Source organism: Nocardia ignorata NBRC 108230 (assembly GCF_001612905.1).
In the GTDB taxonomy this organism is placed as follows: Bacteria; Actinomycetota; Actinomycetes; order Mycobacteriales; family Mycobacteriaceae; genus Nocardia; species Nocardia ignorata.
In genome coordinates, this window is the sequence record NZ_BDBI01000008.1 from 36,622 (window position 1) to 50,276 (window position 13,655).

Annotated in this window: 14 protein-coding genes and 1 pseudogene; 7 read left to right on the plus strand and 8 right to left on the minus strand. The window is 68.0% G+C overall.

Annotated elements, in window-relative coordinates; translation table 11 throughout:
- Positions 1 to 9: 9 nt before the first annotated feature.
- Positions 10 to 1,482: an aldehyde dehydrogenase gene (locus NI2_RS06705; RefSeq protein ID WP_067487513.1), complete on the minus strand. Its 1,473-nt coding sequence runs from the start codon at positions 1,480 to 1,482 to the stop codon at positions 10 to 12.
- 103 nt (positions 1,483 to 1,585) lie between these two features.
- On the opposite strand from NI2_RS06705, the gene NI2_RS32825 reads away from it, so the two are divergent.
- Positions 1,586 to 1,732: a DUF1059 domain-containing protein gene (locus NI2_RS32825; protein WP_084476034.1), complete on the plus strand. Its 147-nt coding sequence runs from the start codon at positions 1,586 to 1,588 to the stop codon at positions 1,730 to 1,732.
- Between the two features lie 54 nt (positions 1,733 to 1,786).
- On the opposite strand, the gene NI2_RS06710 is transcribed toward NI2_RS32825, so the two are convergent.
- On the minus strand, positions 1,787 to 2,584 hold the full coding sequence (locus tag NI2_RS06710; protein WP_067487515.1) for an SAM-dependent methyltransferase: 798 nt from the start codon (positions 2,582 to 2,584) through the stop codon (positions 1,787 to 1,789).
- A gap of 258 nt (positions 2,585 to 2,842) precedes the next feature.
- Between NI2_RS06710 and NI2_RS06715 the strand changes: the two genes are divergently transcribed.
- Entirely contained in the window at positions 2,843 to 4,033 is a 1,191-nt protein-coding gene (locus NI2_RS06715; protein ID WP_067487519.1) for an MFS transporter, read from the plus strand.
- A gap of 46 nt (positions 4,034 to 4,079) precedes the next feature.
- A complete protein-coding gene (locus NI2_RS06720) occupies positions 4,080 to 4,556 on the plus strand; it encodes a MarR family transcriptional regulator (protein WP_067487525.1) in 477 nt (158 codons plus the stop codon).
- 41 nt (positions 4,557 to 4,597) lie between these two features.
- Here NI2_RS06720 and NI2_RS34945 read toward each other — a convergent pair whose 3' ends face one another.
- The gene (locus NI2_RS34945; RefSeq protein ID WP_255284001.1) at positions 4,598 to 5,029 is read right to left on the minus strand and encodes an SDR family oxidoreductase; all 432 of its coding nucleotides are present in this window, start codon (positions 5,027 to 5,029) and stop codon (positions 4,598 to 4,600) included.
- A gap of 119 nt (positions 5,030 to 5,148) precedes the next feature.
- Positions 5,149 to 5,298, minus strand: a pseudogene (locus NI2_RS34950) (NmrA family NAD(P)-binding protein); the annotation flags it as partial.
- A gap of 87 nt (positions 5,299 to 5,385) precedes the next feature.
- Between NI2_RS34950 and NI2_RS06730 the strand changes: the two are divergent.
- A complete protein-coding gene (locus NI2_RS06730; protein WP_067487528.1) occupies positions 5,386 to 6,180 on the plus strand; it encodes a methyltransferase domain-containing protein in 795 nt (264 codons plus the stop codon).
- On the opposite strand, the gene NI2_RS06735 is transcribed toward NI2_RS06730, so the two are convergent.
- The gene (locus NI2_RS06735; RefSeq protein WP_208115395.1) at positions 6,152 to 6,577 is read right to left on the minus strand and encodes an NUDIX hydrolase; all 426 of its coding nucleotides are present in this window, start codon (positions 6,575 to 6,577) and stop codon (positions 6,152 to 6,154) included. The genes NI2_RS06730 and NI2_RS06735 overlap by 29 nt on opposite strands.
- A 699-nt stretch (positions 6,578 to 7,276) precedes the next feature.
- On the opposite strand from NI2_RS06735, the gene NI2_RS06740 reads away from it, so the two are divergent.
- Together NI2_RS06740 and NI2_RS06745 are read left to right on the plus strand one after the other, a co-directional pair.
- Positions 7,277 to 9,070 (plus strand): acyl-CoA dehydrogenase family protein, encoded by a 1,794-nt coding sequence (locus tag NI2_RS06740; protein ID WP_067487536.1) that lies wholly within the window; start codon positions 7,277 to 7,279, stop codon positions 9,068 to 9,070.
- The gene (locus tag NI2_RS06745; protein WP_084476040.1) at positions 9,067 to 10,602 is read left to right on the plus strand and encodes a flavin-containing monooxygenase; all 1,536 of its coding nucleotides are present in this window, start codon (positions 9,067 to 9,069) and stop codon (positions 10,600 to 10,602) included. Before NI2_RS06740 ends, NI2_RS06745 begins: the two co-directional genes overlap by 4 nt.
- 130 nt (positions 10,603 to 10,732) lie before the next feature.
- Here NI2_RS06745 and NI2_RS06750 read toward each other — a convergent pair whose 3' ends face one another.
- Both NI2_RS06750 and NI2_RS06755 read right to left on the minus strand, forming a co-directional pair.
- On the minus strand, positions 10,733 to 11,230 hold the full coding sequence (locus tag NI2_RS06750; protein ID WP_067487540.1) for an HIT family protein: 498 nt from the start codon (positions 11,228 to 11,230) through the stop codon (positions 10,733 to 10,735).
- An 86-nt stretch (positions 11,231 to 11,316) separates the two neighbouring features.
- Positions 11,317 to 11,898, minus strand: a complete 582-nt coding sequence (locus tag NI2_RS06755) for a nitroreductase family protein (protein WP_067487542.1) — start codon at positions 11,896 to 11,898, stop codon at positions 11,317 to 11,319.
- 174 nt (positions 11,899 to 12,072) lie between these two features.
- Here NI2_RS06755 and NI2_RS06760 point away from each other — a divergent pair, with 174 nt between their 5' ends.
- On the plus strand, positions 12,073 to 12,285 hold the full coding sequence (locus NI2_RS06760) for a hypothetical protein (protein WP_067487544.1): 213 nt from the start codon (positions 12,073 to 12,075) through the stop codon (positions 12,283 to 12,285).
- A 406-nt stretch (positions 12,286 to 12,691) separates the two neighbouring features.
- On the opposite strand, the gene NI2_RS06765 is transcribed toward NI2_RS06760, so the two are convergent.
- Positions 12,692 to 13,540 (minus strand): LLM class flavin-dependent oxidoreductase, encoded by an 849-nt coding sequence (locus tag NI2_RS06765; RefSeq protein ID WP_067487839.1) that lies wholly within the window; start codon positions 13,538 to 13,540, stop codon positions 12,692 to 12,694.
- Positions 13,541 to 13,655: the final 115 nt, after the last annotated feature.

A 13,655-nucleotide genomic window follows, 5' to 3' on the forward strand; every position in this document is an offset into this window, starting at 1 on the left:
TGTTCTCCTTCAGGCCGGGTAGGCCACGAGTTTGGTTTCGAGGTATTCCTCGAAACCGGCGACGCCCATCTCGCGTCCGATGCCGGACTGCTTGTAGCCGCCGAAGGGCGCGTCGACCGAGTACCAGGTGCCGCCGTTCACACCGAGGGTCCCGGTGCGGATGGCGGAGACGACCTTGTCGACGCGGGCGGGATCGGTGCCCCACACCGAGCCCGACAGGCCGTAGGGGGAGTCGTTGGCGATGCGGATGGCGTCGGCGTCGCCGTCGTGCGGCAGGATCACCAGCACAGGCCCGAAGATTTCCTCCCTGGCCACCCGGGACTCGTTCGTCAGCCCGGCGATCAGGGTCGGCTCGACGAAGTAGCCCGCGTCGCGGCCGGCCGGACGACCGCCGCCCACGACCACCTCGCCGCCTTCGGTGCGAGCCAGCGAGATGTAGCCCTCCACGCGTTCGCGCTGTCGCTCGGAGATGAGCGGACCGCACACGGTGCGCCGGTCGTCCGGGTCGCCCGCGCGGATGCCGGCCATGGTCTTGGCTGTTGCTTCGAGAGCCGCCTCATAAGCGCTGCGCGGTACCAGCAACCGGGTGGACAGCGCGCAACCCTGACCGGCGTGCACACACACCGAGAAGGCGGCCATCGCGCAGGCCGCCGCGATATCGGCGTCGTCGAGGACGACGAACGCGGACTTGCCGCCGAGCTCGAGGAACACCTTCTTCACCGTGGCCGCCGCCGCGGCCATCACCGACTTCCCGGTGCGGGTGGAACCGGTGAACGACACCAGATCCACGTCGGGATCCTCGGCGAGCTGCGCGCCGAGCCGGTGATCGGAGCCGGTCACCACATTGAACACACCCGCGGGGATATCGGTGTGCTCGGCGGCCAGAATCCCCAGTGCCGCACCGCACCACGGGGTATCGGGTGCGGGTTTGAGCACCACGGTATTGCCCGCCGCGAGCGCGGGCCCGATCTTGGCCAGGTTGATCTGATGGGGGAAGTTCCACGGCGTGATCGCCCCGACGACGCCCACCGCCTCGCGCCGCAGTTCCCTGCGGGTACGCATACCCATCGGTTCGGCGATCGGCATCTCGGTGCGCCAGGAATAGGATTCGGCGAGGTCCGCGAAGTAGCCGAGATCGTTCACCGGCCCTTCCAGATGAGGTCCTGCCGTGAGCATCCGGGGTGCGCCCGCCTCCTCGATGGTGATCTCGCGCAGTTCCTCGATGTGCTCGCGCATGGCCTCGCGCAATTGGCGCAGGCAGCGCGCCCGGAACGCCGGATCGGTCGACCATCCGGTGGTGTCGAAGGCGGTGCGGGCCGCGGTGACGGCCGCGCGCATGTCCTCGGTCGTGGCATCGGCCGCCCAGCCGAGGCGCTCGCCGGTGGCGGGGTTGCCGGTCGCGAACACTCCGCCCGATCCCCGGCTCAGTTTTCCGTCGATCAGCAGCGTGCAGCCGTCCTCGGGACGTAAATTGCTCGGCACCGTGTCTCCCTAACTGTCTGGACAGGTGTCTAGACTGTATTTCACCGTCCGCCGGTGAGCAAGGGCGCATCGGCCGGAACCGTTGCCCGCGAGAGGAAATGCCATGAAGACCAGACTGCGATGCCCCTGTGGAGACCTCATCGTCGGTGCCGACGAGGACGACCTGGTCGAGCACGCGAACGCGCACCTGGTAGCGAACCATCCCGACCACGACTACACCCGCGAGGAGATTTTGCTGTTCGCCTACTGACACGACAGCGGGCCCGCACCGTGTACCGGTGCGGGCCCGCTGTCGTGGACCGGGTCAGGGTTTGCGGGCGACCCCGCCGTACGCGGAGATCGGCTGGACTTCGCCCACCTGGGCATTCTCGGGCCGCCACTGGGTGATCGAGGTGAAGCCGGGCTCCACGAACTCGAGGCCGTCGAACACCGCCTGGATCTGGGCCTGCGTGCGCGGAATGTAGGGGGTGCCGCCGGTGCCGGTGTAGTTCTCGCACAGCGTCACGTAGGCCTGGCTGTCGTCGGTGCCGTCCCACATGATGAGGTAGCTGCCCGACGGGACCGCCGCCAGCACGGTGCCGACGATGCGGAGCAGGTCCTCGTAGGTCTTGGCGTGGCCGAGCACGCCCATGAACATCACCGCGATGGGCTCGTTGAAGTTCAGCACATTGCGGGCGTCGGCGACGATCTTCTCGGGCTCGTGGAAGTCGGCGTCGATGTAGGTGGTGACACCCTCGGGGGTGGTGCTGGTGAGCAGCGCCCGCGCGTGGGTGAGCACCAGCGGATCGTTGTCGACGTACACCACGCGGGCGTCGGGGGTGACGCCCTGGGCGACCTCGTGGGTGTTCTGCATGGTCGGCAGGCCGGTGCCGATGTCGAGGAACTGCCGGATGCCGCGCTCGCGGGCCAGGAACCGGACCGCCCGGATCAGGAACTGCCGCGACTGCACCGCCATGGTCGAGATGTCCGGGTCGACGGCCAAGCCCGCGTCACCGGCGATCTTGTCGATGTCATAGTGGTCTTTGCCTCCCATCCAGTAGTTCCAGATCCGCGCCGAATGCGGGATGTCGGTCCTGATCTGTGGGGTGTCTACGTCGGCCATGGGTCTCGTTCCTCTGCGAATCGACTGTGACTTAGCCGGCCCGCCGGTCCACACCGCCGGCGCGGGACAGCATCTGATCTGGTTGCGACAGTACAAGATTGACGCCGTGCTCGAGCAGATTCGTGGTTCACCTGTTCGGGCCGATCGAAACCGGTTCTCGCGCTGCGAATCTCGCGCCCGACAAGGTGGTCCCGGACGGGAACGGTCAGGTCGAATTCCCGCCGGTGACCCGATTCGCGGCTCCCTACGGTCGGTCGAGTGAACCCTGATACCTACGCACAGACCCCGGTGACCGACAGGCTCCACCGTCCCCTGATCCTGTTCATGGCACTCGCGGCCGCCGTCGGTACATCGACGATCTATCCGATGCAGCCCGCGATCGCGGACGTGGCGGATTCGCTCGGCACCCAGATCACCGCTGTCGGATTCGCCCTGGCTTGCGGGCCGATCGGCTACATGCTCGGACTCGGCCTGCTGGTGCCGCTGGTCGACCGCTTCGCTCCCGGCCGCGTCCTGGCCGCTCAGTTCGGGGTCCTCGCGTGTGCGCTCGCGGCCGGTGCCGCCGCGGGCAGCGCCACCGTGCTGGCTCCGATGATCGGTCTGGTCGGCGCCTGCTCGGCGGTCGGGGCCGGGTTGAGCTCCGTCGCCGGCCGGTTGGCGCACCCGCACCGGCGCGCGACGGTTCTGGGAGTGGTGACCGCGGGCATCTCCGTCGGCATCCTCGCCGGCCGGATCGTGGGCGGGTGGCTCGCGGACGAGATCGGCTGGCGCGCGATGCTGCTCGTCTTCGCGGCCGGCTGCGCCCTGCTCGCCGTCTGCTGCCTCGTCGCGCTGCCCGTCGTGACCGGCACCGCCGAGCGCGGCTACTTCTCGACCTTGCGTTCCCTGCCCGGATTGTTCGTCCACCACGCGACGCTTCGGATCGCCGCTGTGCGTGGCTTCCTGTGGTTCTTCGCCTTCTGCGCGGTCTGGGCGGGCATCGCCGTGGCACTCTCGGAGCCCCCGTACTCCTATTCGGCCGAACGGATCGGCCTCTACGCGCTGGCGGGCCTCTCGGGCATCCTGGCCACCCGGATCGCGGGCACACGGACCGACCGCGACGGCGCTCGCCCGGTGATCCTCGCCGGTCTCGCCCTCGCCGGAGCCGCCACCGTCGTCATGGGTTTCGGCCTCGCGAACACGCTCGTGACGCTGGTCTGCCTGGCGGCCTTCGACGCCGGGCTCTTCGCTGCCCAGGTCGCCAACCAGAGCACGGTCCTGGCGATCGAACCCGACGCACCGGCACGCTTCAACAGCGCGTACATGCTGGTCTACTTCGTCGGTGGCAGCCTCGGGACCGCCTTCGGTGCCGCGGCGGTCGAGTGGTTCGGGTGGCAGGCGACCGCCCTGATCGCGGCGGCAGCCATCGTCGCCGCCGCGATCAGCACAGCACGATCGCCGCTCGTATAATATGAAACTCGTATGGTCGTTCGGTGGGTAGGAGAAGAGAGCGCGGATGGTGGCGGACGAAGCGACTCGGCGACGCAAGCTCACGGTGGCGGTCAAAGACGCCCTGCGTGACTTGAATATCGAACTGTCTTTGCTCAATCGGCGCTTCGGTGGCCAGGTGGAGCTGCGGGAGGTGGACTTCACCTGTCTCGACCTGATCAACCGGCACGGGCCGATGTCGCCGAAGGAACTCTCACGCCGGGCCGGCCTGCACCCGGCCACGCTGACCGGGATTCTCGACCGTTTGCAGAACGGTGGATGGGTCGTGCGCGAACGCGACCCGGAGTCCGCCGACCGCAGGGCCGTCACCGTCCGTGCTGTGCGCGAACGCAATTCGGCGCTCTACGAGGTGTTTTCCGGCATGAACAACCGGATGGACGCGCTGTGCGCCGACTACACCGACGACCAGCTCATGGCGATCGCCGACTTCCTCCGGCGCACCGGTGATGCCGGGCGGCAATCCGCCGAGGAACTCGCCCGCTGAACGGCACCGCTGGAATTCGATGTCATCGGCAAGCCCTCCGGTCAGCGGGTGAAGGCTGCCGCATGGTCGGTGACCCAGGTGGCGAAATCCTGTGCGGGACGGTCCAGGAGGTCGGCGACCGTGGCGGTCGTCGGGCCGAGAATGCGGACCTTGTCGGGTTGGGTCAGCGATCGGGGACCGGTGAGGACATCGGAGCGATTCCCGTGTCCTTCCTCGGTCAGCGCGCGCACCGCGACGGCGGCGATATCGCGTTCGTGGATCGGCGAGGTGGCCGCATCCCGATACGCACCGCGCACCACGTCACCGGCGCGTAGCTGTGGCGCCCACGCCAGGGTGTTGGCGGCGAAATCGCTGCAGCGCAGGGCGGTCCATGCCATGCCCGAACTCTGGGCGGCGGCCTCGAGGGCTCGGAACCCCGCCATGAAGCGCGGTTCCCCCGCGGGGAACTCGACGGTCGCCGCGGAGATGACCACAACCCGCTCGACCCCGTGACCCGCTGCCGCGGCGAGGATCGCGCCGCGGAGTCGAGGGCGCCACGCGAGCTCAACAGCACCGCCTCGGTGCCCTTCCATACGTCGGCCGGGATATGCGGGCCCGCTGGATCACCCTGTGCGACAACAACTCGACTCGGCAAGACGGCTTCACGATCCCGGGTGACCGCCGTGACGGGTGCGCCTGCCGCTACCAAGTGGGAGACGACTTCACGGCCCACGATCCCGGTGGCTCCGATGACGACGAACATGACCCCGGGAGAGATGTAATACGGAAATCAAACTACTTCGCCGTGATGCTCGTCACCGAGGGAAGGGCTAATCTGGGGCGAACGGACATGGGGGAGTCGATGGACGACGCGGGTTTCGATCGCAAACTGGACGCATTCGAACGATGGCAGTCGACCCCCTGGGGCAGGCTCCGATACCGCATAGCCGCCGCAAACCTCGCCACTCATCTCCCGGCCGGGCGCAGCCTCGCGGTCCTCGATGTCGGTGGGGGCAACGGGCTGGATGTCCTAGAGCTGGCCGCTCTCGGTCACCGGGTGACCATCGCCGATCTCTCACGGCCATCCCTCACCTCGGCCGAGGCGCTCGCCGCCGAGCGCGGACTCGCCGACCACATCACCACCGCGCCGGTCGCCATCGACGACCTGGCGACCGAGTTCGGGCACGCGGCGTTCGATATCGTGCTGTGCCACAACGTGATCCAATACCTCCCCGAATCACCGATATCCGCCCTCGCGGCCCAGCTCGCGCACACGGGTCTGCTCTCCGTCATCGCTCCCAACGCGGCCGCGGACCCCCTTCTCACCGCGGTCCGTTCCCGGAATCTCACCGAGGCGCTGCGCCTACTCGACGCCCCGACCCGTGTCGCTGTCACCTACGACACCGAAGCGCGAGCCTGCTACGCCGACGACATCGCAGGCGACCTGCGCGACGCGGGCCTGGAAGTGCTGGCCCACAGCGGAATCCGCGTCGTCTGCGACCTCGTCACCGACGACGCCCGTAAATCCGAGCCCGACTTCTACGCCGATCTGGAACGCCTGGAACTGGCCTTGACCAACCGGGCGCCGTACCCCCACTTCGCCCGCATGTTCCAGCTCATCGCCCGTCCGTCGCGTACACGCTGAAACTCTCACCGTCGGCGATCCGGCGCATCGCCGCCACCTGATAGGCGATCGCGTCGCCGGGAATCTCGCTCATCTGCCGCCATGTCAGCTCGGAGCACTTGTGTGGTTCGCGGTTGACCACGTCGTCGTCCCACCGTTCGGCGCGGAAGAAGAAACCCACTCTGTGCGGCTGATTTCCGTACCGGTGCTGCATGACGTGCACGCACGTCAGATCCTCGGGGCGTAGCCGGATCCCCACTTCCTCCTCGGCCTCCCGAATGGCTGTCTCGACCACATCCTCGCCCTCCTCGAGGTGTCCGGCCACCAATCCCAGCTGCCCATCGGCGAATCCGGTGTTCGACCGCCGCGACCACAACAACTTCCCGTCGCGCACCAAGACCAGATGCACATCCACCACGCTCCGAAACCGTTCGACCACGCTTGTCTCCCAACAGCTCCCGGCATCGCACCCCGGTGGACGCGACCGAGCACGATCGTATTTCCCACAGGCGCCGAGCGGTTCGGGAATGCACGTCCATCGATGGGTCGTCGGTCAGTGGTATTCGGGTGCCCATCGGACGAGCTGGTTCACGGCCGAAGGTCGATCGCGCACGCCCGCATTCGCTGACGCGTCATCATTCCCGCTGGTCAACCCCCACGCCGCCGCTGATCGGGACGACACCCCGACTCGACCGCGACACACCTGATCCGGGGTAGCGATTGCTGGATGATTGCGGTTGCGCGCGCCGGACGGAGAGCAAACTCCGGACCCGGAGGCAGGCGATCAGTGTTCGGCTGTGTCCGGAGCCATGGAGGAGTCCGACGGTATGGGTGTGCTCAATTCTACTGCCCCGAAGGGCATTCCGTGTGGCCGTGGGCCGCCGCCGCGGTCGGTCGTTCGTGTACAGGACCGGGGCCGCGCCGTTGTGCTGGTGCGGATTCTCCCCGGACATCGGATCGGGTGCCTCCCCGCGAGCACGGGGAGACACCCGAAAGAGCTCTGCGTGGCGGTCGCCACCGCCGCGCGGAGCAACGCAGACACTGGGAGAGCGCTGCTGTGACCACACTAGATGTTCCTGTTGTTCCCGTGTGCCCGGATTCGGCCCATCGGCCGCTCATGGCACCAGCCGACCCGACGGTCGAGTCGTTGCGAACGGCGATTCTCGGCGACTCGCGTGCGACGCACCGCCGGGTGCGCGCCGCGACCATCGCCCTGAACGACCGGCCAGGATCGGGATTCACCTCCTCGGCCGAGGCCGCGCTGGCACCGGATCTGCTGTGCACGACGATCGCGGTCCTCGGTGGATCGGCAACGGCCATCGCCGCCGACCCCCGGTTGCGCGGTGCGCTGTGCGAGTGGGCGGCTGTGTACGCCCCGCACCTGTTGCCCGTGCTCACCGGCCATCTCGACTTGGCGATCGGGGCGATCACCGCACTCGGCAACGGTTCGGCGTACCAGCGGGAACTCCTCGCCGAGCTCGACACCGGCGAGGCGATCGGCTTGCTGCTGCTGACCGAGCTCGGTGGCACCAACGGCGCCGACCAGCAGACCACCGCCACCTGGGACGGCGCCCGTGGCGGGTTCTGGCTCGACTCGCCCGACACCGCGAGCTGGAAGTTCATGCCGAACATGGCTGATCCGACCACCCGCAAGACGGGTGTGGTCACCGCCCGCCTGATCGCCGACGGTCGCGACGAAGGCGTGCTGCCCTTCCTGCTGAGGTTGCGTACCGGGCAGGGCCTCGTGCCCGGTCTGAATGTCGCTCCGCTGCCCGACAAGGGCTGGGCGCCGATGGATCACGCGCTGATCCGGTTCGACGCGGTGTTCGTCCCGGCCGACGCACTGCTCGGCGGCCGGTGGGCGGTGCTCGGCGCTGCTGGAATCGAATCAGAAGTTCCGGTGCGGCAACGCTTTCACCGCGCGATCACGGCTTTGGGGGAGGGCCGGCTGGACTTGGCAGGCGCGGCGGCCGCCGCTGCGCGTGCGGCGCTGGCGGTGACGGTGAACTACGCCGGTCAGCGCCGTCCGGGTGGCCGGACCTCGATGGCCGACCGGGGAACGGTTCGCCGTGATCTGGTCTCCGCACTGGCCTCCACCTACGCCACCAGCATCCTCGGCCGCCGCATCCAGGACCTGCGTGTGGCCGCCGCCGAACCGTTCTCCGCGCTGTGGTCGATGCTGGCCAAACCGTTGCTGGCCTACACCGCCCACGACGTGTTGCTGACCTGCCGTCAGCGCAGTGCGGCGCAGGGGTCGCTGCGCGCCAACTGGATCATCGACTGGATCGGCAACACGGAAGGCATCATCACCGCCGAGGGTGAGTCCCAGCTGCTCTGGAAGCAGGCCGGGCACCTCATCGCCCGCGCGGAAACCGCCCTGATGCTGCCTGCCACGCCGGACCTGCTGCCCTGGTACATCCGCATGCTCACCGGACGGGAGTCGGCGCTCGCTGCCGCACTGCGCCGGGGTGACATCGCCGTCGCGAGCACCGCGGTCGACGGCGATACCGCCGCCGTCGAGCTCGCCGCCGCCACCAGCGAAAGGCTCGCCGCCACCGCGTTGTTCTCGGCCTGTGTCACGGCCGACGACGCTTCGGCCCGCCACCTGCTCGAGTCCGCCTGTGTTGTGTACGCGCTGGAGCGAATCCGCGCGCACGGCAGCTGGTTCGCTGCCCACGGACAGCTGACGCCCCGGCACGCCCATCGCGTGCACGAGGAATTGCGCTGTGGTACCGACTATCTCGGTGCGCATCTGAATGTTCTGGTCGACGGCTTCGACATCGAACTCGAGCCCTTCGACGCGCCGATGGCGGCGCCGGACTACCTGCGGTGGTGGGAGACCTGGGCGGGCGGGAAGACCGCGCCGTTCGGCGAGACGCTGCGCTCGATCACCGGGCAGGTGCGGGCATGACCGGACACGGTGTCGAATACGAGGTCGTCGTCGTAGGGGCCGGGTTCGGTGGGCTCACCATGGCATGGGAACTCCAAGAGGCAGGCGTGCGGAACTTCCTGATCCTCGAGGAAGGGCCCGAGGTCGGCGGTGTGTGGCGGGAGAACACCTATCCGGGCTGTTCCTGCGACGTGCCCGCACACCTGTACTCGCTCGCCTTCGACCCCTACCGTGACCCCCGGGTGCGCTACCCCGACGCGCAAGCGATCCTGTCCTACCTGGGTGCGGTCGCCGACCGGCACGGGCTGCGTCCCCATCTGCGCTGCGACACCGCCGTGGTGGGCGCCGATTACCGCGACGCCGACCGCACCTGGTCGCTCACCACGTCGGCGGGGGACCAGATCCGCACCAGAGCGGTGGTGTGGGCGGTCGGTCAGCTGCACCGGCCCGCAGTCGCACAGCTGCGCGGAGCCGACACCTTCGGTGGCCCGATGTTCCACTCCGCGCGCTGGGATCACACGGCCGACCTCACCGGACACATCGCCGTGGTCGGCACCGGATCCTCGGCGGCACAGATGATTCCCGAGCTGGCTCGCACCGCTTCGTCGGTCACCGTCTACCAGCGGAGCCCGTCGTGGGTACTGCCCAAGCCCGCCGCGTCGTTCGGAACGATGTCGCGGTGGGCGCTGACCCATATACCCGGCCTGCACGGCTTGTACCGCGCCGGACTGTACCGTGCCGCCGACCTGGTCCTGGCCCCGACCACTCATGCCGGGTGGACGGCCAAGTCGCTGGAATTGGTTGCGCGGGAACATCTTCGACGCCAGGTCCGCGATCCGGAGCTGCGCCGAAAGCTCACCCCGGAGCACCGGATCGGGGAGAAGCGCATCCTCATCGACAGCGGGTACTACCGCGCGCTCACCGAGCCTCACGTAGAACTCGTCACCGACCCGATCGACCGGATCGTCCCGGACGGTATCCGCACTGTCGACGGCATCGAACGCCGCGCCGACCTCATCGTCCTGGCCACCGGCTTCCGCGCCCGGGAGTTCCTCGACGGCGTCCGGGTCCGTGGCCGGGGTGGTGTCGAGCTGCACGACCGGTGGCGAACCGAGGGCCGCCCGACCGCCTTCTACGGACTGGCCGTTCCCGGCTTTCCCAATCTCTACCTGATCGCGGGCCCGCACTCGTTCACCCCGACCAACAGCAACCCCGCCGTCAAACAACACCAGGTCCGCTACATCATGCGCTGCCTGGCACTCAGCGCCCGCCTGCGCGAACCGATCGAGGTCACCGAACAGGCGATGGCGACCTACCTGGACCACCTCGACGACGCGCTCGACCGCACCGTCTGGCGCGTCGGCAACGCAACAACCTGGTGGAAAACGGCTGACGGCACCGTCACCAATGCCTGGCCGGGGACGGTAGCCGCTTTCGGAAAGGCGCTCGCCGGAAACAACCCGGCCCTCTCGTTCACGGTGCCGAACGCACAGACACGGCTCCCGGGCGGCCCCCAACCACGTCCACACGACGAACCGTGCCGAACGGGATAGTGGCGCCGTTTCGCGCGATCGGCACCGAGTAGAGCTGATCGCACCGCGCACGCCCTCGAAGAGACCGCATTCTCCTCGAGGGCGTCGCTGGTGATACCCGGCGGGGGCTCGGTCTACCTGTCGGTTCCGGTCATTCCTCGGCGAGGATTTCCTGGAGCGCAGTCGATATGGCGGCCCGCAACGAATCATGCCGGGGGCCGAGCCGATGCTCCGGCGCTTCGCGTTCGGATCCGTAGCGTGCGACCGGTCCCACCCTGAGGTGCTCCGGCTCCCAGTGGTAGCGCGCGTGAATGTGACCGTGCAGATGCGGCCAGAAGTTGCCGAGGACTTCGTAGTTGATCCGAAGGAACCCCGGATCCACAGCGCGACAGGCACGTTCGACAGCTTCGCCGAGTATCACCATGTCGCGCATGAAGGCGACTCGATCACTTCTCGGCAGCTCGGTGAGCTGGTCGGCGTCCCCGTCATGAATGAGTACGCAGTACCCCGGGAGGTGCTGCGTGCTACCGATGACCGCCCATCCGGTCCGCATCCGTCCGATGACGGCCGGGTTGGTCCCTTGCCGGGCGGCACCGATCGGGTCCTTCGAATAGTCGATCGGCGCACTGTCGGCCGAGATCTCCGCCATGCGATATCTCCGTTCCCGGTGCGCGCCGACAGTATCGAGCGACGCGGCCCGTGTAGATGCGGAGTTCCACGGTAGTTCTCGCGGCGTCAGCCCGTAGTGGAAGATTGTGCCTGTCGCGAAACAATGTTCGCGACCGTCCACATGATGTCGTTCAGCGGTTTACGTCGACGGTCCGTACCAGTGGCGTCACCGACCGGCAGCCCGACGGCCGCCATCGTCGCGATCTCCCAGTGGTCGGGCAACGCGAACTCTTGGTGCAGTCCGTCCCGGTCGAATGCCCGGAATTGATGCACCTGGAGTCCGAGTTCGTGTGCCTGAAAGGTCAGGTGCGCCACGGCCTGTCCGAGGTCGTAGTCGGCGAACTCGGAGTACTCGAACTCGGTGTCCGCCACCCGTCGCTGTACGAGGTTGGCGACGAGGAGGCTCGCATTCGGTGCCCACGCCGCGGAACTTCGGGCGAGGAAACCGGCGAGCCGCCGATGAACAGCGTCCCCGCGCACACCGGCGATGAACCGCCACGGTTGCGAATTGCCAGCCGAGGGCGCGCGCCGGGCAGCTTCGAACAGCGAGCTGACCTCGGCCGACGACAGCGTGTGGTCACGGCGGAAACCGTTGGGGCTGTAGCGCTCGAGGACGAAAGGGTGCAGGGCGGGAACGTGGACGGTCACACGAAAGGCAACCACTCGAGCGGGCCCGACCTTCCCGGGCACGCCCGCAGTTCAGACGGTCCGACCGTCCTGAACCGAGGGAAACCGGACGGGCATGCGACCATACAGAGGTTGTCGGAGGTCGTCGCTATGCTCGGTGTCACCACGGCTCGAAGCCACTCCCAGGGGGAATCCATGACCGACCTACACCCGCGCACGTCCGGCCGTCCTCCGGAACCCGCCCGCACCGACGAGGTAGAACTCGCCGTGTCTTCGAACGCTGTCCCATTGTTCAGCACCCCGCACCACAACGAACCCACGGCGGCAACACCGACCACCACCGGTCACCAGTTCCCGACTTTCCTCGCCCCCGCGCACCACCGGTCCGACGACGACCCGCAACGCTAGAATCCCTTTTCGGCTCGCGTCGGCCATGCCGGAGCGAGGCGCGCGGTGCCGTCATAGTTCTCGGCGGCCGAGCGCTTCACCCAGTGCAAGCCCTGTATCGAGCGGCGAAGGCCTTTCGTGCCCGCACCCGGGCACGAGTGCGCGGCCGCGACATCGTGGCGCGCAGGAGCGGCGAAATCACGCCCCCCGCACGACATCGTCCGGGTACACCGCGGACAACGATGCGGCACACCGTCTCTCGACGGGTGACGTTTGAACGACAACCGACACGAGACGCATACCCAGTGCAGCTTGTAGTGCACGAACGCATAGGTACACATGCTGTCGCATGGTATCCGTCCGGCAGGGCATCGAGGGTGTCCGAGCGCCGTGAACCCGGAGTCTTCACGGCGCTCGGGCACTGCCGTCAGAGCACGGCGTCGGCGAGACGATCGATCTGATCGGGATCGGTGCCGTAGCAATACAGCATGACTTCGTCAGCGCCGAGATCCTCGAATTGGCTGATGGCGGAACCGATTCGGTCGGTCGTGGTGAGCATGCCGTCGGCCATGTTGCCGGCACGGCCGCTGAACTCGTAGTAGTCGAGGACGGCGGCGCGGGCCTGGTCGACCACTGGCTGCGGGCCGAGGACTACGTTGAGCTGGGCGACGATGCGTGGTGAACCGTAACGGCCGTGGCTGCTCCAGGATTCGCGAGCCAGGTCGAAGAGTCTGCCTGCCCAGGACGGCGCGGCGGCGGCGAGGAATCCGCCACCCCAGCGGCCGACGCGGTCGATCGCGGCGGGCTGGAAGCCGCCGAACAGGAGTTCAGGGCCCGCCGGTGTGGTCGGTGAGGGACCGATGGGTCCGCAGCTGTCGCTGAACCGATCACCGGCCCACAGTCGGCGCATGAGGCCGAGCTGTTCGTCCATACGGCGGCCGCGGCTGCGGATATCGGTGGCGCTCGCCTCGTGATCGTCGTCGCGACCGCCGACACCGAGGCCGAGCACGAAGCGACCACCGGACATCCGATCCAGCGTCGCGACCTGTTTCGCGAGCAGCGCGGGCTCACGCAGCGGTGCGACGAGCACCTCGGTCTGCAAGCGGATACGAGTGGTACGACCAGCCAGCACCGCCAGGGTGACCAGCGGTTCGGGGTTGTCGTAGACCAGCCGGTCGAGCAGGCCGAGAGTGGCGAAACCGGCGGCTTCGGCACGGACAGCCCATTCGGGCAGCGTGCTGGGATCGGCGATGGGAAGGCCGAGACCGATATGCATGGAATCCTCCACGGGAGATGGGTGTGCGTCATCACGCCGCCCACTCCACGCCTCCTCAGATGAGGCGGGGCTCCCACACTGCGACTGTATTCCTGGAGAGCACCGATCGGATTGC